Source organism: Amycolatopsis plumensis (assembly GCF_042652605.1).
Classification (GTDB): domain Bacteria; phylum Actinomycetota; class Actinomycetes; order Mycobacteriales; family Pseudonocardiaceae; genus Amycolatopsis; species Amycolatopsis plumensis.
In genome coordinates this window covers 172,191-189,532 of the sequence record NZ_JBHSJY010000001.1, presented here as the reverse complement: position 1 = coordinate 189,532, position 17,342 = coordinate 172,191, and the positions used below count along the sequence as shown (strand labels likewise).

Here is a 17,342-nt window from a genome sequence, read left to right as displayed (position 1 = left end):
CGGCTGAGCGCCTGGGGCGGGCGAACCCGCCCCGGGCGGAGCTCAGGAGCCCAGAGCCTCGTTCACCGCCGCGGCCGAGGGCGGCAGGGTTGCCTTGGGACCCACGTGGTTCTCGATCGCGTCGAGGGTCTTGAGGCCGTCGCCAGTGATGAGGAGCACCGTCTCGGCGTCCGGGTCGAGCTTGCCCGTCTCGACCAGCTTCTTCGCCGTGGCGACGGTCACTCCGCCCGCCGTCTCGGTGAAGATGCCTTCGGTGCGGGCGAGCAGGCGGATGCCCTCGACGACCTCTTCGTCGGAGACGTCCTCGATCGCGCCGCCGGTGCGGTTGACGATGTCGAGCACGTACGGGCCGTCGGCCGGGTTGCCGATTGCCAGGGAGCGGGCGATGGTGTCCGGCTTCACCGGCTGGACCACGTCGTGGCCTTCGCGGAACGCCGCCGACACCGGCGAGCAACCCGTGGCCTGCGCGCCGAACACCTTGTACGGGCTGGCGTCCACCAGACCGAGCTGGCCCAGTTCGCGGAAACCCTTGTCCACCTTGGTCAGCTGCGAACCGGAGGCGATCGGGACGACGATCTGCGGCGGGATGCGCCAGCCGAGCTGCTCGGCGACCTCGAAGGCCAGCGTCTTCGAGCCCTCCGAGTAGTACGGCCGGACGTTCACGTTGACGAACGCCCACTTCGGGTGTTCGCCGGCGAGTTCGGTGGCGAGGCGGTTGACGTCGTCGTAGTTGCCGTCGATGGCGAGGAGGTCGCCGTCGTACACCGCGGTGGTGAGGATCTTGGCGCGCTCGAGGGTCTTGGGGATCAGCACGACCGACCGCCAGCCGGCGCGGGCCGCGGCGGCGGCCGTCGCGTTGGCCAGGTTGCCGGTCGACGGACACGCGAGCACCTCGAACCCGAACTCGCGGGCCGCGGCCAGCGCGACGGCGACGACGCGGTCCTTGAACGAGTGCGTCGGGTTGCCCGTGTCGTCCTTGACCCACACGCGCTTGAGGCCGAGTTCCTTGGCGAGGCGGTCGGCGCGGACCAGCCGCGTCGCGCCCGGCTCGGTGTTCGGGATCTCTTCGACGTTGGACGGAACGGGAAGGAGCTTCTTGTAGCGCCAGATGTTCTTGGGGCCGGCCTCGATGTCTTCGCGGCGGACGCGGCCGAAGTCGTAGGCGACCTCGAGCGGCGAGAAGTCTTCGGCGGAGACGAATTCCGGAGCGAGCGGCTGCCGGTGACCCTCTTCCTTCGACACCAGTTCGACGGCGGGACCGAGATCCGGGGTCTTGGTGGTGGAGGTCGTGCCGAGGGTTGCGGTCATCGCGAGGTTCCTTTCCTCATCTGCCCCGCCAAAGCGGGCCGGAATTGGCACCGTGGTCGTCAGCTACCCCGCGATCGCGGGATGACGGGCTGTACGCCGGTTGCCGGGGCTTCGTCGGGCCGTTCCCTCTGCCCCTCTGGATGAGCGGTATTCGGTTGTCGGTGCCGCGCACGCCGGATCGTCCGGGGCGGGCTGCCTCGGCTACACCGTACGACATCCCGCTCGGCCCGTGCCACGGTGGCCGCACGACATCACCGGAGCGGGCGCACGAGAGCGCAAGTGAGAGGATTCCGGGGTGACCGCGCAAGCCACCGCCCCGGCCCCGCTGCAGCTGGTGCTCGGGGAGGAAGAACTGCTGATCGAGCGGGCCGTCCGCGAGACGCTCGCCGCCGCCCGCGCGACGGACCCGACCGCGGAGCTGACGCGGGTCCGGGTGTCCGATCTCACAGCTCCGGAGCTGGCCGAACTGGTCAGCCCGTCGCTGTTCAGCGAAGGCCGGGTGATCGTCCTCGAGTCGGCGCAGGACATCTCGCAGGAGCTGGCCGACGCCGTCGCGGCCTACCTGAAGGACCCGGCGGACGGCGTCGTGCTCGTCGTCGTGCACACCGGCGGCGGCCGCAGCAAGGCGGGCAAGACGCTCCCCGCGGCGCTGAAGAAGGCCGGCGCCGAGGTCACCGAGTGCCCGAAGCTGACCAAGCCGGCCGAGCGGGAGCAGTTCGTGCGCCACGAGGTGCGCCGGGTGGGCGGCAAGATCGACCCGGCGGGCGTCGCCGCCCTCCTCGACGCCGTGGGCTCCGACCTGCGGGAACTCTCTTCGGCGGCGACGCAGCTGGTCGCCGACACGGACGGCGCCGTCGACGCCGACGCGGTCCGCCGCTACCACCGCGGCCGCGCCGACGTGACCGGGTTCGCGGTCGCGGAGAAGGCGGTCAGCGGCGACCGCGCGGCGGCACTGGAGTCGCTGCGGTGGGCGATGCAGCTGGGTGTCCCGCACGTCCTGGTGGCCGATGCGCTGGCCGACGCGGTCCGCACGATCGCCCGGGTCTCCGGCGCGGGCCGGGGCAACCCGAACCAGCTGGCGGGCGAGCTGGGCATGCCGCCGTGGAAGATCCGCAAGGCGCAGGGCCAGTCCCGCGGCTGGAACGCCGACGGCCTCGCGACGGCGATGCGCGTGGTCGCGCGGCTGAACGCCGAGGTCAAGGGCGTGGCGGCGGACCCGGGCTACGCGCTGGAGCGAGCGGTCCTCGAGGTGGCCGCGGCCAAGGGCGACCGCTGACCGCTGCCGGTCTCGAACGGCATCACGCCAGGGGCCGGTCCGCGCAGGGCAGGTGGCCGGGGAATGCACGGGGAGCGGCTCGCTGCGCGCGCCTCGGGCAGTCGCCGACCTCCGCCGCGCGCGCCTGGTGGTCGCCGACCTTCACGGACGCTCCGGCCTCGGTGAATCGTCGCCGAGCCACCCGCGGCGCGCTCGGCCGCGTGCCCCGGACACGAGAAAAGCCCCGGCCGAAGCCGGGGCTTTCCCAGAAATCAACCAGCTCAGAGCGCGTTGACGCGCTTCGCCAGCGCCGACTTCTTGTTGGCGGCCTGGTTGGCGTGGATGACGCCCTTCGAGACGGCCTTGTCCAGCTTCTGGGCGGCGTCGCGCTGCAGCTCGACGGCCTTGGCCTTGTCGCCGGCCTCGGCGGCTTCGCGGACCTTGCGGATCGCGGTCTTCACCGAGGACCGGATCGCCTGGTTGCGCTGACGCGCCTTCTCGTTCGTCGTGATGCGCTTGATCTGCGACTTGATGTTGGCCATAGGGCAACTCCTGTTTCACTCGGTGAGATCGCCGCCGCGCTGAAGTGGCCCCGGAAAGTCCCGGGTTTCCTCCATGACGGAATGCCGCACGGACAGCGAGCGTCCACTCTAACAGCCGGTCCCGCGGCCGGAGTACGGTGGGCGGCGGTAGTGCCTAGGGTTCCGTCGCCGGCCCGTTCCAGCAGCCCACAACCAGGGCCGGCGGGGCTGGTCCGAGCGGCACCATCGGCGGGCCCGGACGGCCGGTCGTTCATCTGACGGTGCAAAAGCCTGGAGGACCGGAGTTTTCGCGCGCGCGAAAACCGAAGGGGTCCCGTGAACGCCACCGCCTTGTCCCTCGTCCTCGTCGCCGCTGTCGTGCACGCCGCCTGGAACCTCGTGGCCAAGCGGATTTCCTCCGGCGGCACCCAGTTCGTCTGGCTCTACTACACCGTGGGCGCCGTCCTGCTGCTGCCGGTCACGATCGTGCTGCTGATCACCGAAGATGACCGTCCACAGTGGATCTGGCTGCTGGCCGCCGTGGTGACCTCGCTGCTGCACATCGCCTACGGCGTCGTGCTGCAGCGGGGATACCGCGTCGGCGACCTCTCCGTCGTCTACCCCGTCGCGCGCGGCACCGGGCCGCTGCTGTCGGTGCTCGCCGCCGTCCTGGTGCTCGGCGAACGGCCCGGCCCGCTCGGCCTGGTCGGGGCCTTCCTCGTCGTCACCGGGGTGCTGGTGATCAGCACCGGCCGCAAGGCCGAGGACCCGCGGGCGGTGAAAGCGGGGATCCTGTACGGCCTGCTGACCGGGGCCGTCATCGCCGGCTACACGCTCTGGGACGCGCACTCGGTCACCGGCCTCGGCGTGCCCCCGGTCGTCTACTTCGGTCTCGGCTCGGTCCTGCAGAGCGTGCTGCTCGTGCCCGGCGCCCTGGCCGACCGCGCCGAGGTGACGCGGATCTGGCGTGAGCAGCGCCGCGAGGTCTTCCTCGTCGCGGTGCTGTCGCCGATCGCCTACATCCTCGTGCTGTTCGCCCTCACCATGGCGCCGGTCAGCCTGGTCGCGCCCGCCCGGGAGCTGAGCATCGTGCTCGGCGGCCTCGCCGCGTGGCTGGTCCTGGGCGAGCAGAACGCCGTTCGGCGGCTCGCCGGGTCGGTGATCGTGCTGTCCGGCATCGCCGCGATTGCGGCCGCCTGAGCCCGTCCGGTAGGGATGGTCGGATGGAGATCCTGAAGAGCCGGCTGCTGATCCGCCCGCGGGACGCCGCCGCGTCCACGGCGTTCTACCGCGACACCCTCGGCCTGGCCGTGGAGCGGGAGTTCCCCGGCGGCACCGTGTTCTTCCTCGGCCACGGCTCCCTGGAGGTCTCCGGCACGGGCGAGGCCGGCTCGTCGCCCGATCTGGTGCTCTGGCTGCAGGTCCGCGACCTCGCCGGCACCCTGGCCGAGCTCAAGGCGAAGGGCCTGGAGCCGGTGCGTGACGCGCAGCGCGAGCCCTGGGGCCTCGACGAGGCCTGGATCGCCGATCCGGACGGCACGCGCATCGTGCTGGTCGAGGTGCCCGAAGGCCACCCGATCCGCACGGACACCCGCTAGGCGGGCTTGACCGCACGCAGCTGCGCGGCGAGCGCGGCGAACCCCGGCGGCTCCCAGGTCCAGGTCTGCAGGTCGGCGAAGCCCGCGGCGGCGGCTTCGTCGGCCAGGACGTGCCTGCTCACCGGCAGCCACTTCTCGTGCGCGGACAGCAGCAGCCGTCCGCCGGGACGCAGCACCCGGCACAGCTCGGCGAACCCGGCCGCGCGGTCTGCCCACAGCATGACGTTGTTGACGCTCAGGACGACGTCGACGGACCCGTCGGGCTCGCCGGTGTGCGCCGCCGACCCTTCGCGCAGCTCGGCCCGGTCGCCGCAGCGTTCTTGGCACAGCGTGAGCATCTCGGGGGAGGGGTCGACGCCGATGGCGCGCCCGGCCAGGCGCGCGGCCGCCTCGAGGCCGACGCCGGGGCCGGGCCCGACGACCAGGACGGTCTCGTCCGGCTCGATCTTCGCGAGGTCGAGGACGCAGTGTTCGGTGGCGGCGTTGCCGCGGGCCATGACCCAGCCGCCGAGGCGGCCGAGCGGGCCGGAGGGGTGACCGAACGCACGGTCGAGAACACGGGCGAACCCGCTGGTCTCCGGCTGGGGAGGAGGTGCCGGCTGGTGCATATCGCTCATACTTCGAGGGCACCACGGATCGCGGAACCCCGCATCGGGGATGACCCCCACCCGCACCCGGAGGGCCATGGGAACATAGAGGTGGCCATCCCCGACTTTCCGAGGACTCATTCGAGTGACGACGTTCGCCGACACCACCTTCACGCCGCCGGAGCTCATCCGGAACTTCTGCATCATCGCGCACATCGACCACGGCAAGTCGACCCTGGCCGACCGCATGCTGCAGCTCACCGGCGTCGTCGAAGAGCGCGCCATGCGGGCCCAGTACCTCGACCGGATGGACATCGAGCGCGAGCGCGGCATCACGATCAAGGCGCAGAACGTCCGGCTGCCCTGGAAGGTCGACGGGCAGGACCACGTCCTGCACATGATCGACACGCCCGGCCACGTGGACTTCACCTACGAGGTCTCCCGGGCCCTCGAGGCGTGCGAAGGCGCGATCCTGCTGGTCGACGCGGCGCAGGGGATCGAGGCCCAGACGCTGGCCAACCTGTACCTGGCGCTGGAGAACAACCTCCAGATCATCCCGGTGCTGAACAAGATCGACCTGCCCTCGGCCGACCCCGACAAGTACGCGGGTGAGCTCGCCCACATCATCGGCTGCGAGCCCGAGGACGTGCTGCGGGTCTCGGCCAAGACCGGCACGGGCGTCGGCGAGCTGCTGGACGAGGTGGTCAAGCAGGTCCCGGCGCCGCAGGGCGACGCCGACGCGCCCGCCCGCGCGATGATCTTCGACTCGGTGTACGACACCTACCGCGGCGTCGTGACCTACATCCGCGTCGTCGACGGCAAGATCACGCCGCGCGAAAAGATCAAGATGATGTCCACCGGCGCCACGCATGAGCTCCTGGAAGTCGGGATCATCTCGCCGGAGCCCAAGCCCAGCAAGGGCCTCGGCGTCGGCGAGGTCGGCTACCTGATCACCGGCGTGAAGGACGTCCGCCAGTCGAAGGTCGGCGACACCGTGACGTCGGAGCGCCACGGCGCCAAGGAGGCGCTGGCGGGCTACCGCGAGCCGAAGCCGATGGTCTACTCCGGCCTGTACCCGGTCGACGGTTCGGACTACCCCGAGCTGCGCGAGGCGCTGGACAAGCTCCAGCTCAACGACGCCGCCCTGGACTACGAGCCGGAGACGTCGGTGGCGCTGGGCTTCGGCTTCCGCTGCGGCTTCCTCGGCCTGCTGCACCTGGAGATCACCCGCGACCGGCTCGAGCGCGAGTTCGGCCTCGACCTGATCTCGACGGCGCCGAACGTGATCTACCGCGTGGTGCTGGAGGATCGCAGCGAGGTGGTCGTGACCAACCCGTCGGACTGGCCGTCCGGGCTGAAGATCGCCGAAGTGCACGAGCCGGTGTCGAAGGTCAGCATTCTCGCGCCGTCGGAGTTCGTCGGCACGATCATGGAACTGTGCCAGACGAAGCGCGGCAGCCTGCTCGGCATGGACTACCTCTCCGAGGACCGCGTCGAGCTGCGCTACAACATTCCGCTGGCGGAAATCATCTTCGACTTCTTCGACACGCTGAAGTCGCGTACGCGCGGCTACGCGTCTCTCGATTACGAAGAGGCCGGCGAGCAGATTGCGGACCTCGTCAAGGTGGACATCCTGCTGCAGGGCGAAACCGTGGACGCGTTTTCGGCGATCGTGCACAAGGACGCGGCCTACGGCTACGGCAACCGGATGGCGACGCGGCTGCGCGAACTGATCCCGCGCCAGCAGTTCGAGGTCCCGATCCAGGCGGCGGTCGGGTCCCGGATCATCGCGCGCGAGACGATCCGCGCGATCCGCAAGGACGTGCTGGCCAAGTGCTACGGCGGTGACATCTCGCGGAAGCGGAAGCTGCTGGAAAAGCAGAAGGAAGGCAAGAAGCGGATGAAGACCGTCGGCCGGGTCGAGGTTCCGCAGGAGGCTTTCGTCGCCGCACTGTCCACTGAGGACTCCGGAAAGAAGAAGTAACTGTTCTGTTGATGTGACAGTTGCGCCCATATTCGCGCGATGGCGTGAATATGGGCGCCGAACCCGTGTTCGACGTGGTTTCTGTCGGTGCTGTCTGGTTTCCTCTGGTGCGAAGAGCGAAAGGAGAGCACCATGACGGTCATGGCTGACATCGAGCACCCCGCCGATTCGGGCCCCCTGACGGTGCACGACCTCGAGGGGATGCCGGAGGATGGCCGACGTTACGAACTCATCGACGGGGTGCTCATCGTGAGCCCCGCACCCGGCCGAAGACACCAGAAGATCGTATTGAAGCTCGCGAGGGTTCTCGAGGACGCGTGCCCGGCGGAGTACGACGTGCTCGTCGCGCCGTTCGCTGTGCATTCTGGTGACAAGATCGAGCTACAGCCGGACGTCCTGGTCGGCCGGGACGAAGACTTCACCGACAAGGACCTCCCGGTGCCGCCGGTGCTCGCCGTCGAAGTGTTGTCGCCCAGCACGGCGATCCACGACCTCAACACGAAGAAGGCGGTCTACGAACGACTCGGGACCCACAGCTACTGGGTGATCGAACCGGCCGAGCCGGCGCTGACGGTGTTCGAGCTGGACGGAGACGGCCACTACCAGCAGGTGGCCAAGGCGGCGGGCGACGAGCCGGTCGAGCTCGAGCGGCCCTTCCCGGTGCGGATCGTGCCACGGGAGCTGCTGGGCCGGATCGGCTGAGCCCGGCCGCTGGGTCAGTCCTGCCGGAAGCGGGTGCCACGCAGCTGGGCGTGCAGCTGCCGGTGGCGTAGTTCCTTCCGGAGCCGGTCGAGCACGGCGTCGAACAGGGCCGGGGGAAGGACCGCGGTCTGCTCGAACTGCCGCCGGTCGGGTGGCGCAGGCTGGAGCTTGCTGCGCGGCGCGTAGCGCTGCACCGAGCTCTCGACACCTCCGCCGGTGACCAGGTCGACCCAGAGGGCGTCGCGCAGGTAGCCGTCGCCGAAGCGAGCCGAGCGGCGGACACTCACCTCGGCGATCTCCGGCCAGGGGACCAGGCGCGTGCTGAGCGTGCCCGCGGGCAGGCGGAGGCCTTCGTCGCCGATGGTGAGGTCGCGCAGGCTCTCGAAGCCGCGCTTGAGGTCGCGGGCCCGGGAGACGCGGTAGGCCGCCACCGCGGCGAGCACGGTCGCCGCGTAGGCGCCGCCGATCAGCCACGGCGAGAGGCCGCGCACGAGCCCGGTGGCGAGCGCCGCACCGAACCCGGCGTCGGCGACGGCGAGCAAGCCGAGGAGGACCTTGACCGGCGTCGTGACGCGAGGCGGTGACTCGGACAACGGGACGACTCCTGGGGCCGGCGGGGTCAGGGATTGCCGATTATCCGGTCTGCCCGGATGAACACCGCGACCCGCCGCTCTTCGGCCATCACGCGGTCGTACTCGGCCCAGTCGTCGTGGGTGCCGGTGGCGGCGATGAAGACGTCACGCAGCAGCTGCGGCAGGCCGGCGGGGTCGAAGGCGGGATCGGGATCGTCGGGGCCGACGAGGTGCACGGCACCGGTCACGGAGAGCCAGTTCCAGCCGCGCCGGAAGGTCACGGTGGCGTGCCCGGCCCGCCGCAGCAAGGCGAGCTTGTGCGCCTTGCCGACGGCGACGTACGCGACACCCGGGGCACCGGTCACCGGATCGTCGAAGACACCGGCGTTGACGACGGAGGCGTGCACGGTGCCGTCGGCGCGCGTCGTGGCGACGGTGGCGAGGCCGTGCTCTTGCAGCGACAGCGTGCGAACCTGCTCCAGATCAGCGGTCATGTGCCCAACCTAGCCCGCCTGACGTCCTGGATGTCCGATGTTCACCGGCCGAAGTACGGTGACAACCGTCCGCACAGGAGGCCGACGTCCTCGCGAGGCGCGCCGGGCCAGTCGACGTCCATCCACCCGAGCTCGGCGGGAGTACCCCGGTGCCGCACGAAAACGTGCTGGTGGAAGTGCGCCCCGGCCAAGCCGCGCCCGGCGATGGCGGCGTGCACGGACTCCGGATCCAGTTCGGCCCGCAGCGCCCGGGCACCTGCCCAGGCGGCCCGCGCGACCGCCATGGCTTCGGCTTCGGTGAGCCCATCGAGGTTCGCGACGTGCCGCCGGGTCTCGACGAAGAGGTACCCGGGAAAGTCGCCGGGCCGGTGCGTGACGACGACCAGGTCGCTAGCCCACACCACGGGGCTCACCAGCGGCCCGGCACCCCGGTGCTTGGCGCAGATCACGCACGCTTCCGGCATGGCTTCAGGCTAACCGGCAGGCCCGCCGCGCGGGCGGGCCTGCCCGTTCACCTCAGCAAGCGCCGTTGTCGGTCCACACGCCCCACTGGCCCGTCGTTCCCGGCTCCTCGCCCTGCGTCCACCACTTCGCCGTCCACTTGTGGCCGTTGTGGGACACCACGTTCCCGCCCGTGTACACCTGTGTGGCGCTCCACGCCGGGTCCGCGCACGTGCCCGGGTTCGTCGTCCCGCCCGTGTCCCACGCCACCTGCGAAGACCGGTAGAAGTTGATGCCCTGCGCCACCCAGCGCGGGGCCTGGGCGCCCAGCCGCGTCCGGAAGGCCGTCCAGTCGTGCGCCGACCACGGGGACCAACCCAGCTCCGCGTACGCGCCCAAGCGCGGGAAGGCCAGGTAGTCGATGTCCGACGGGGTCACCACCGTTTCTGTCCACAGTGGAGACTCCACGCCGCGGACCGCCGACTCGCCCACACCCGACAGATACGCTCCCGGGTTCCAGTTGTACGCGTCCTGGACCTCGATGTACCCCGCCCACGACAACCCGATGGGCGTCGAGCTGTTGTACTTCATGTCCAGGTACGCCTTGTTCGCCGGCGAGAGGATCACCTTGCTGCCGCGGGAAACCGCCGTCGACACCCCCGCGTCCGACGTCGAAGTTCCCCAGAACTGCGGCGACGCCGAAGCCGGCAGGGTGGCCTTGGCGATGTCGTGCCAGCCGATCACCGACTTGCCCGTCGCCGCCACCAGGGGGAGGACCTTGTTCATGAACGTCAGGTAGTCCGCCTGCGAAGTCGCCGAAGCCTCGTCGCCGCCGATGTGCAGGTACGGGCCCGGGGTCAGGGCCGCCAGTTCGCGCAGGACGTCGGCGACGAACGTGTAGGTGATGTCCTTCGAGATGCACAGCGAGCTGTAGCCGACCGCGGTGTCCGTGCGCAGGGCGGGCGCCACCCCGTTGCAGTTCAGCTCCGCGTACGACGCCAGGGCCGCGTTCACGTGTCCCGGCATGTCGATCTCCGGGATGATCGTGATGTGGCGGGAAGCCGCGTAGTTCACGATGTCCGTGTACTGCGCCTTCGTGTAATAGCCGCCCGCGCCGCCGCCGACCTGGGTGCTGCCGCCGTAGGTCGTCAGGCGGGGCCAGCTGTCGATCTGGATGCGCCAGCCCTGGTCGTCCGCCAGGTGAAGGTGGAGGTGGTTGATCTTGTACTGGGCCAGCTGGTCGAGGTACCTCTTGACCGTCGGCACCGGGTGGAAGTGCCGCGCGACGTCGAGCATCGCGCCGCGGTAGGCGAAGCGCGGGTAGTCGAGGATCGTCGCGCCCGGGATGCTCCACGGCCCGGGCTGCGCCGAGGCGCTTTCGACCCGGCCCGGCAGCAGTTGCCGCAACGTCTGAACCCCGGCGAACAGCCCGTCCGCGGTGGTGGCCCGCACGGTGACCGACGACGCCGTCGACACCAGCTGGTAGCCCTGCTCGCCGACGGTCGCGGGTGCGCCGCTGAGCAGCAGCGCGATGCTGTCGGACGGCACGGAGGCGGGCGCGTCGGACACCGGCAGCGCGAAGCCGGTCGAGGGCCGCAGCACGCCGGCCAGGTAGTCACCCACCTGCCGCGCGGGTGCCGAACCCGCTTCGGTGACGATCTTCGTGGTGGCGACCAGCGGGAACGCCACGCCGGCCGCCGGGGTCACCGAGACCGGCACCGGCACGATCGACTGCAGCGCCGGCGTGGCCGCGGCGGCCGGCGTCAGGTGGGTGGCTGCCGTACTGGCGCCGATCAGGGCCAGCACGGCGAGCGCGCGGCCGAGCCGCCGCGCGAAGGAAGGCTTCACCGGGGGACCTCCTGGCGGGAAGGGCGCGACCTCGCCGTCGCGCCTGCCGGGATCGTCGCATTTCCGGCGGCCGTGGTCTAGACCAGTCTGGGTGGTTAAGCTCGCGCGGTGACGCGGGACTTCGCACCGGGGTCGCCGTTCGCGCTGCTGTCGAGCGCCGAGACGGCCGCCTGGTACGCCTACATGAAGGTGCACCTCCGCCTGGAGTACGAGCTGAACCGGCAGCTGCGCGCGGACAGCGGGCTGTCGCTGGCCGACTACCACGTGCTGGTCGCGCTGACCAGTGCGGCCGGTGGCCGGATGCGGGTCACCGACCTCGCGGTCCGGATCGGCTGGGAGCGCAGCCGGCTGTCGCACCACCTGAAGCGGATGCGCGACCGCGGGCTGGTCGAGACCGGAACGGCCGCCGAGGACCGCCGGGTCACCGCGGTCGCGCTGTCCGAAGCCGGCTGGGAGGCGTTGCGGCAGGCCGCGCCGGACCACGTCGGGTTCGTGCGGCGGGCGTTCCTCGACGCCCTCGAGCCCGCCGAGCTGGCGCAGCTGACGACCTTGCTCGACCGGGTCTACGACACCCTGGTCGAGCAGGGCACCCTGCCGCGCCCGGACGACCACCCCTGAGTTTACGTGACATGTCACGTAATATGGTGGCAGACCTAGGAGGGTGCGGCATGGCGACAGTGGCCGAGCTGATGGAAGCCAACTTGCTCAGGGTGTTCAACGAGCGCGACGACGAGCGGCGGGCGAAGGCGATCGCCGAGACGTACGCGCCGGACGTCGAGTTCGCCGATCCCGAGGGCACCGTGACCGGGCGCGAAAGCCTGAACGCCAAGGCGAAGGGGCTGCTGGACCAGTCCCCGGGGTTCGCCTTCACGCCCGCGGGCCCGGTCCTGGTCAACCACGACCTCGGGCACCTCGCCTGGGCGCTCGGCCCGGACGGCGGGCCGCCGGTCGTGCGGGGGATCGACATCGCGCTCGTCGAGGACGGCCTGATCAAGAAGCTCTACACGATGCTGCTCCCCGCCTGAGTACTACGCTCGGTGGCATGTTCGACGAGCTGACGTTCCCGGTCGTCGCCGCGCCGATGGCGGGCGGTCCCACCACTCCGGAGCTGGTCGCCGCGGTGACCGAGGCCGGCGGGTACGGCTTCCTCTCCGCCGGCATGCTCACGCCCGCGGCGCTGGCGGCCCAGATCGACCGCACGCGGGAGCTGACCGACGGCGAGTTCGGCGTCAACCTCTTCGTCCCCCAGCCCGACACGGGCGCCGACGTCTCGGACCACCAGACCCGGCTGGAGGCGTTCGCCCGCGAGTACGACGTCGAACTCGGCGAACCGAAGTGGGATGACGACGCCTATCCCGCGAAGCTGGACGTCGTGCTCGAGAAGCGTGTCCCCGTGGTGTCGTTCACCTTCGGGCCGCCGTCCCCGTCGGAAATCCTGCGCCTCAAGGAAGCAGGCAGCACGATCGTCATCACGGTGACCACGCCCGAGGCCGCCCACCGGGCCGCCGACCTCGGCGCCGACGCGCTCGTCCTGCAGGGCTTCGAGGCGGGTGGGCACCGGAGCCTGTTCACCGACGACCCGCGCCGGCCCGGCGGCGGCGCCGAATACGGCGTCCTCGCGCTCCTGCGGCTCGTCGCCGCCCGGGTCGACCTGCCGCTGATCGCCGCCGGGGGCCTGGTGCACGGGGCCGACGTCGCGGCCGTGCTCGCCGCCGGAGCCGTGGCCGCCCAGCTGGGCACCGTCTTCCTGCGCGCCGACGAGGCCGGGACGTCCGAGGCCCACCGCAAGGCGCTCGCCCTCGCCGAGTGCGAGACGGCGTTCACCCGCGCCTTCAGCGGCCGCCCGGCGCGGGGCCTGGTCAACAAGTTCATGGACGCCCTGTCCGAGGGCGCTCCGGCCGCGTACCCGCAGCTCAACCACCTGGCGGGCCCGGTGCGCAAGGCGTCGGCGAAGGCGGGCGACCCCGAGGCGATCTCGCTGTGGGCAGGCCAGACCTACCCGCTCGCCTACGACGCCTCGGCCGCCGTGATCATCGAGCGGCTGAAGGTCGAGGCGCGCGAAGCCGCCGCGCGCCTCGACCGGATCCGCTAGCCGTCGGTGCGGTTCAGCACCGAGTGCCGACGGCTGTAGAGGAAGTAGACAGCCAGGCCGAGGAGGAACCAGACCCCGAACCGGATCCAGGTCGCCGGCTGCAGGAACGTGATCAGCCAGATCGAGAACACGACGCCGATCGCGGGCACCACCGGCATGCCCGGCGTCTTGAACGTCCGCGGCAGGTCCGGCTGCTTGTAGCGCAGCACGATCACCGCGACGCAGACGACGACGAACGCGAGCAGGATGCCGATGTTCGTCAGCTCGGCGGCCTCGCCGATCGGCAGCACCCCGGCGATGATCGCCGCCGCGCCCCCGAGGATCCACGTCATCCGGCTCGGCACCTGCCGCGCCGGGTTCGTCTTGCCCAGCCACGGCGGCAGCAGGCCGTCGCGGCTCATCGAGTAGCCGACGCGGGTGGCGCCCATCAGGAACGTGAACAGCACGGTGAGGATGCCGACGATCGCGCCGATCGCGATCACCGTGGCCAGCCCGTCGAGGCCGACCGACTTGAACGCCGTCGAGAACCCGCTCTTCGGGTCGATCTCGGTGTACTTCTGCATGCCGGTCAGCACCAGGCAGGCCAGCACGTACAGCACCATCGAGATGGCCAGCGAGTACAGGATCGCCTTCGGCATGTGCCGCTGCGCGTCTTTGGACTCCTCCGCCGCGGTGCTCATGGCGTCGTAGCCGAAGACGGCGAAGAACACCGTCGCCGCGCCGGTCACCGCGCCGCCGAAGCCCGCGGGTGCGAACGGCGTGTAGTTGCCGGTCTTGACGTAGAAGAAGCCGACGAGGATGACCACCAGCACGATCAGGACCTTGATCCCGACCATCGCCGTCTCGAACCGGGCGGCACTGCGGATGCCGCGGTTGAGCAGGAACGCGATCAGCAGGCACAGCAGCGCGGCGAACAGGTCGACCTTGTGGCCCGGCCCGGTGCCGGGCGCGCCGAGCATCCACGCGGGCAGGTCGAGGCCGATCTGGCCGAGCAGGAAGTTGAAGTAGCCCGAGATGCCGATGGCCACCACCGCCACGATCGCGGTGTACTCCAGCAGCAGGTCCCAGCCGATGAACCAGCCGACGATCTCGCCGAGCACCGCGTAGCCGTAGGTGTAGGCGGAGCCGGCCTTCGGGATGAGGCCGGCGAACTCCGCGTAGGAGAACGCGGCGGCCGCGCTGGCGACCCCGGCGATGAGGAACGAGATGAGCACGGCCGGCCCGACGCCGGGGATGCCCGCCGCGTCGTCGCCGTGCGCGACGCTGCCGGCGAGGGCGAAGATCCCGGCGCCGATGATGCCGCCGATGCCGATGGCGGTCAGCTGCCACAGGCCCAGGGTGCGTTGCAGGCCGCCGCTTTCGGTCGGGTCCTGGATCTGGTCGATCGGCTTGCGCCGGAAGATGCCGGAGCCGGCACCTGCTGGAGCGGACATCATCGTCTCCCGAACGGTCGGTGGAGAGCCCGGATCACGGGCCCTCGCGGGAACCTACCGCCAACTCGAGGTGAAGACAGTGTGAGCCGCTCAGCCCGCCGCGGTGTCTTCGCTCACGGCCTCCGACGCCGTCGCCGCGGCCCGCTTGGCCTGGGTGGTCCGGACCGCGCTCGCCGCGAAGTAGGTGAGCAGCTCCGCGACCTCCACCGGGTCGTCGAGCTGCGGGCAGTGCCCCCAGTCCTCGCGCACGAGCAGCCGGCTGTGGGGCACCAGCGTGTGCAGCTGCCGCCCGGACGCCGCGGTGACGAGCTTGTCCTTGCCGCACGCGACGACCAGCAGCGGGACCTCGACCGAGTCGAGGCGGTAGGCGTCGGCGAGCTCGGCGACGAGCTGCCGGGCCTCCTCCAGCCGGCTCTTGGTCGCCCGGTAGTCCGGGAAGAGCGCGGTGAAGCGCTGCACCTGCACGGCGTCGGCCACGCTCGAGTCGGCGTACAGCAGCCGCGGGACGAGCTGCTCGGCGACCTTGCGCACGAGGAACCCCGGCACCGGGACCGGCAGGGACGAGTACAGCCTCAGCGGCAGGGGGTAGCGCGCCACCGCGCGGATCAGCCACGAGTCGACGAAGCCCGGCGCGGCGATGGACACGACGCCGGAGATCGGCAGCCGGCTGTTCTGGGCCGCGCGCAGGCTCATGGTGCCGCCGAGGGAGTTCCCGGCCAGCACGACCGAGCCGAGGACGGCCTGTTCGCGGACGACGGCGGTGGTGAACGCGTCGAGCTGCGGCAGCATCGGGCCCGGCCGCAGCGGCTGGGCGTCGCCGAAACCCGGCAGATCGACCGCGACCGCCGGGATTCCGGCGGCCGCGAGCTGCTCCAGGGCGGGGCGCCAGGTGTCGGCGCTGTCGCAGTAGCCGTGCAGGAGCACCAGCCTCGGTGCGGACGGCTTGACGTGCGGGGTCGCCGCCCGGCGGCGCAGCGAGCGGCGCGGCGCCGGCTGCTCCGGTTCGGGGACGCCGACTTCGAGCACCCGGGTGCGGACGCCGGCGTAGCGCCGGAAGGAGACCCGGATCGGGTCCGGGTCGCTGCTGGGCCGGCCGTCCGGTCCAGCCGGAGTGGGCCGCTTCGTCGCGGTCATCCTCCAAGATTACCTGGCAGACAGGGGATTCCGGTCGATTTCCGGGGCTAACAACCAGATCTCGAACTGAGCACGTTGGAGATTCACCGAATGCCGAGCCGGGCGGAACAAGCCGATCCGCCCAGCTCAGCGGTGGTCTAGCGGGTGAAGACGATCTTGCCGGCGGTGTCTCCCTCGAGCATCGCCTGGAAGCCCTTGGGGGCGTCGGAAAAGGAAAGTTTCGCGCCGATCTGCGGCCGGACGCCGGTCAGGTCGAGGTAGGAGAGCAGGTCGGCGAGCTCGTCGCGGGTGCCCATGGTCGAGCCGGCGACGCGCAGCTGGAGGAAGAAGACGCGCTGCAGCTCCGCGTGCGCGTCCGGGCCGCTGGTCGACCCCGAGACCACGATGATCCCACCCGGCTTGAGCGATTTGACCGAGTGCGACCAGGTCGCCTTGCCGACGGTCTCGAACACGGCGTCGACGCGCTCGGGCAGCCGCGCGCCGGGTTCGAACGCCTGGTGGGCGCCGAGGCCGGTGGCGAGGGCGCGCTTCTCCTCGGTCCGGCCGGTGACCCAGACCCGGAACCCGGCCGCGCGGCCGAGCTGGACCAGCGCCGTCGAGACGCCGCCGGAGGCGCCCTGCACGAGCATCGTCTGCCCCGGGCGCAGGCCGGACTTCACGAAGAGCATCCGGTAGGCGGTCAGCCAGGCCGTGCCCATGGTGGCGGCTTCGGCGAAGCTGAGCGCCGGGGGCTTCGGGACGACGTTGCGGGCGGGCACGACGACCTGGTCGGCGAAGGTGCCCTGGTGCTTCTCGGTGAGCAGCGTGCGCTTCGGGTCGAGGGTGTCGTCGCCCTGCCAGCCCGGCGCGTTGATCACCGAGTGGATGACCACCTCGGAGCCGTCGTCGAGGGTGCCGGCGCCGTCGCAGCCGAGGATCATCGGGAACTGCTCCGGCTTGATCCCGACACCGCGCAGCGTCCAGAGGTCGTGCATGTTGAGGCTGGCCGCCTTGACGTGCACGCGGACCCAGCCGTCGGGCACTTCGGGTTCGGGACGCTCGCCCACGACGAGCGAGTCCAGCGGGCTGTCGGCGTTGGGTTCCTGCGCGTACACGGCGAACATGTCCTGCAACGTACCGCCCCTGGCACGCGGCGGCAGCAGGGCGCGCGTAGGCTCACACCGTGTTCAACGGGCTTGCCGACTGGTGGGACGGGGTCGAGCTGTGGCTCGCCCAAGCCTGGTTCCCGGTGCAGTTCGTGCTGGTCATGGTGGTCGTCGTGCCGCTGTGCCTGGCCGCCGCGTGGGTACTCGACAAGCTCGTCGGGCTCTTCGCCCACCGGCTGGCTCCGGGGCGTGACGACGACTCCGGCCCCTCGGCATAGGCTCGCGCAC

General features: G+C 71.0%; 20 protein-coding genes and 1 riboswitch. Of the genes, 9 read left to right on the top strand and 11 right to left on the bottom strand.

From position 1 onward, the window contains the following. Positions 1–42 precede the first annotated feature (42 nt). A complete protein-coding gene (thrC, locus tag ACFPLC_RS01005) occupies positions 43–1,308 on the bottom strand; it encodes a threonine synthase (protein WP_378196830.1) in 1,266 nt (421 codons plus the stop codon). A gap of 13 nt (positions 1,309–1,321) precedes the next feature. Continuing rightward, positions 1,322–1,455: riboswitch (SAM riboswitch) on the bottom strand. A 148-nt stretch (positions 1,456–1,603) separates the two neighbouring features. On the opposite strand from thrC, the gene holA reads away from it, so the two are divergent. Then, the gene (gene holA, locus ACFPLC_RS01000) at positions 1,604–2,584 is read left to right on the top strand and encodes a DNA polymerase III subunit delta (protein ID WP_378196827.1); all 981 of its coding nucleotides are present in this window, start codon (positions 1,604–1,606) and stop codon (positions 2,582–2,584) included. 22 nt (positions 2,585–2,606) lie between these two features. Here the strand turns inward: holA and ACFPLC_RS00995 are convergent, their stop codons facing one another. Together ACFPLC_RS00995 and rpsT are read right to left on the bottom strand one after the other, a co-directional pair. Next, on the bottom strand, positions 2,607–2,765 hold the full coding sequence (locus ACFPLC_RS00995) for a hypothetical protein (RefSeq protein ID WP_378235651.1): 159 nt from the start codon (positions 2,763–2,765) through the stop codon (positions 2,607–2,609). A gap of 79 nt (positions 2,766–2,844) precedes the next feature. Continuing rightward, positions 2,845–3,105 carry a 30S ribosomal protein S20 gene (gene rpsT, locus ACFPLC_RS00990; protein ID WP_013228460.1) on the bottom strand — a complete coding sequence of 87 codons (261 nt, stop codon included), beginning with the start codon at positions 3,103–3,105 and terminating at the stop codon, positions 2,845–2,847. A 315-nt stretch (positions 3,106–3,420) separates the two neighbouring features. Between rpsT and ACFPLC_RS00985 the strand changes: the two genes are divergently transcribed. Continuing rightward, complete coding sequence (locus ACFPLC_RS00985; protein WP_378196823.1) at positions 3,421–4,284, top strand: DMT family transporter; 864 nt, start codon at positions 3,421–3,423, stop codon at positions 4,282–4,284. Between the two features lie 23 nt (positions 4,285–4,307). Beyond that, positions 4,308–4,682: a VOC family protein gene (locus tag ACFPLC_RS00980; RefSeq protein ID WP_378196821.1), complete on the top strand. Its 375-nt coding sequence runs from the start codon at positions 4,308–4,310 to the stop codon at positions 4,680–4,682. On the opposite strand, the gene ACFPLC_RS00975 is transcribed toward ACFPLC_RS00980, so the two are convergent. Beyond that, entirely contained in the window at positions 4,679–5,299 is a 621-nt protein-coding gene (locus tag ACFPLC_RS00975; protein ID WP_378196819.1) for a class I SAM-dependent methyltransferase, read from the bottom strand. The two genes, ACFPLC_RS00980 and ACFPLC_RS00975, sit on opposite strands and share 4 nt — an antisense overlap. Positions 5,300–5,414: 115 nt before the next feature. Between ACFPLC_RS00975 and lepA the strand changes: the two genes are divergently transcribed. Together lepA and ACFPLC_RS00965 are read left to right on the top strand one after the other, a co-directional pair. Further along, positions 5,415–7,253: a translation elongation factor 4 gene (lepA, locus tag ACFPLC_RS00970; protein WP_378196816.1), complete on the top strand. Its 1,839-nt coding sequence runs from the start codon at positions 5,415–5,417 to the stop codon at positions 7,251–7,253. 132 nt (positions 7,254–7,385) lie between these two features. Continuing rightward, positions 7,386–7,955 carry a Uma2 family endonuclease gene (locus ACFPLC_RS00965; protein ID WP_378196813.1) on the top strand — a complete coding sequence of 190 codons (570 nt, stop codon included), beginning with the start codon at positions 7,386–7,388 and terminating at the stop codon, positions 7,953–7,955. Positions 7,956–7,969: 14 nt separating this feature from the next. On the opposite strand, the gene ACFPLC_RS00960 is transcribed toward ACFPLC_RS00965, so the two are convergent. The 4 genes from ACFPLC_RS00960 to ACFPLC_RS00945 are packed head-to-tail and all read right to left on the bottom strand — an operon-like array spanning position 7,970 to position 11,310. Further along, positions 7,970–8,548, bottom strand: a complete 579-nt coding sequence (locus tag ACFPLC_RS00960; RefSeq protein WP_378196810.1) for a PH domain-containing protein — start codon at positions 8,546–8,548, stop codon at positions 7,970–7,972. 26 nt (positions 8,549–8,574) lie between these two features. After that, positions 8,575–9,021 (bottom strand): pyridoxamine 5'-phosphate oxidase family protein, encoded by a 447-nt coding sequence (locus ACFPLC_RS00955; protein WP_191307550.1) that lies wholly within the window; start codon positions 9,019–9,021, stop codon positions 8,575–8,577. Positions 9,022–9,062: 41 nt separating this feature from the next. Continuing rightward, complete coding sequence (locus tag ACFPLC_RS00950; RefSeq protein ID WP_378196806.1) at positions 9,063–9,485, bottom strand: histidine triad (HIT) protein; 423 nt, start codon at positions 9,483–9,485, stop codon at positions 9,063–9,065. 52 nt (positions 9,486–9,537) lie between these two features. Beyond that, positions 9,538–11,310, bottom strand: a complete 1,773-nt coding sequence (locus ACFPLC_RS00945) for a family 20 glycosylhydrolase (RefSeq protein ID WP_378196803.1) — start codon at positions 11,308–11,310, stop codon at positions 9,538–9,540. 108 nt (positions 11,311–11,418) lie between these two features. Between ACFPLC_RS00945 and ACFPLC_RS00940 the strand changes: the two genes are divergently transcribed. Genes ACFPLC_RS00940 through ACFPLC_RS00930 form a run of 3 tightly spaced genes read left to right on the top strand, consistent with a single transcriptional unit; the run spans position 11,419 to position 13,402 of the window. Next, positions 11,419–11,928 (top strand): MarR family winged helix-turn-helix transcriptional regulator, encoded by a 510-nt coding sequence (locus ACFPLC_RS00940; RefSeq protein ID WP_378196800.1) that lies wholly within the window; start codon positions 11,419–11,421, stop codon positions 11,926–11,928. 50 nt (positions 11,929–11,978) lie between these two features. Beyond that, complete coding sequence (locus ACFPLC_RS00935; RefSeq protein ID WP_378196797.1) at positions 11,979–12,335, top strand: nuclear transport factor 2 family protein; 357 nt, start codon at positions 11,979–11,981, stop codon at positions 12,333–12,335. 17 nt (positions 12,336–12,352) lie between these two features. Further along, complete coding sequence (locus ACFPLC_RS00930) at positions 12,353–13,402, top strand: NAD(P)H-dependent flavin oxidoreductase (RefSeq protein ID WP_378235650.1); 1,050 nt, start codon at positions 12,353–12,355, stop codon at positions 13,400–13,402. Here ACFPLC_RS00930 and ACFPLC_RS00925 read toward each other — a convergent pair. The 3 genes from ACFPLC_RS00925 to ACFPLC_RS00915 all read right to left on the bottom strand — a co-directional run bounded on the left by ACFPLC_RS00925 (position 13,399) and on the right by ACFPLC_RS00915 (position 17,072). Then, the gene (locus ACFPLC_RS00925) at positions 13,399–14,835 is read right to left on the bottom strand and encodes an amino acid permease (RefSeq protein ID WP_378196792.1); all 1,437 of its coding nucleotides are present in this window, start codon (positions 14,833–14,835) and stop codon (positions 13,399–13,401) included. The two genes, ACFPLC_RS00930 and ACFPLC_RS00925, sit on opposite strands and share 4 nt — an antisense overlap. 90 nt (positions 14,836–14,925) lie before the next feature. Then, complete coding sequence (locus ACFPLC_RS00920; RefSeq protein ID WP_378196789.1) at positions 14,926–15,969, bottom strand: alpha/beta fold hydrolase; 1,044 nt, start codon at positions 15,967–15,969, stop codon at positions 14,926–14,928. Positions 15,970–16,106: 137 nt separating this feature from the next. Next, positions 16,107–17,072 (bottom strand): quinone oxidoreductase family protein, encoded by a 966-nt coding sequence (locus ACFPLC_RS00915; protein WP_378196787.1) that lies wholly within the window; start codon positions 17,070–17,072, stop codon positions 16,107–16,109. Positions 17,073–17,131: 59 nt separating this feature from the next. Between ACFPLC_RS00915 and ACFPLC_RS00910 the strand changes: the two genes are divergently transcribed. Next, positions 17,132–17,332 carry a hypothetical protein gene (locus ACFPLC_RS00910; protein WP_378196784.1) on the top strand — a complete coding sequence of 67 codons (201 nt, stop codon included), beginning with the start codon at positions 17,132–17,134 and terminating at the stop codon, positions 17,330–17,332. Positions 17,333–17,342: the final 10 nt, after the last annotated feature.

What these genes read in the sequence shown, in the direction of transcription:
- ACFPLC_RS00965 (WP_378196813.1), top strand. Translation starts at nt 7,386, where the DNA reads ATGACGGTCATGGCTGACATCGAGCACCCCGCCGATTCGGGCCCCCTG.
- ACFPLC_RS00935 (WP_378196797.1), top strand. Translation starts at nt 11,979, where the DNA reads ATGGCGACAGTGGCCGAGCTGATGGAAGCCAACTTGCTCAGGGTGTTC.
- ACFPLC_RS00925 (WP_378196792.1), bottom strand. Translation starts at nt 14,835, where the DNA reads ATGTCCGCTCCAGCAGGTGCCGGCTCCGGCATCTTCCGGCGCAAGCCG.
- ACFPLC_RS00975 (WP_378196819.1), bottom strand. Translation starts at nt 5,299, where the DNA reads ATGAGCGATATGCACCAGCCGGCACCTCCTCCCCAGCCGGAGACCAGC.
- ACFPLC_RS00980 (WP_378196821.1), top strand. Translation starts at nt 4,308, where the DNA reads ATGGAGATCCTGAAGAGCCGGCTGCTGATCCGCCCGCGGGACGCCGCC.
- ACFPLC_RS00950 (WP_378196806.1), bottom strand. Translation starts at nt 9,485, where the DNA reads ATGCCGGAAGCGTGCGTGATCTGCGCCAAGCACCGGGGTGCCGGGCCG.
- ACFPLC_RS00955 (WP_191307550.1), bottom strand. Translation starts at nt 9,021, where the DNA reads ATGACCGCTGATCTGGAGCAGGTTCGCACGCTGTCGCTGCAAGAGCAC.
- rpsT (WP_013228460.1), bottom strand. Translation starts at nt 3,105, where the DNA reads ATGGCCAACATCAAGTCGCAGATCAAGCGCATCACGACGAACGAGAAG.
- ACFPLC_RS00920 (WP_378196789.1), bottom strand. Translation starts at nt 15,969, where the DNA reads ATGACCGCGACGAAGCGGCCCACTCCGGCTGGACCGGACGGCCGGCCC.
- thrC (WP_378196830.1), bottom strand. Translation starts at nt 1,308, where the DNA reads ATGACCGCAACCCTCGGCACGACCTCCACCACCAAGACCCCGGATCTC.
- ACFPLC_RS00930 (WP_378235650.1), top strand. Translation starts at nt 12,353, where the DNA reads ATGTTCGACGAGCTGACGTTCCCGGTCGTCGCCGCGCCGATGGCGGGC.
- ACFPLC_RS00915 (WP_378196787.1), bottom strand. Translation starts at nt 17,072, where the DNA reads ATGTTCGCCGTGTACGCGCAGGAACCCAACGCCGACAGCCCGCTGGAC.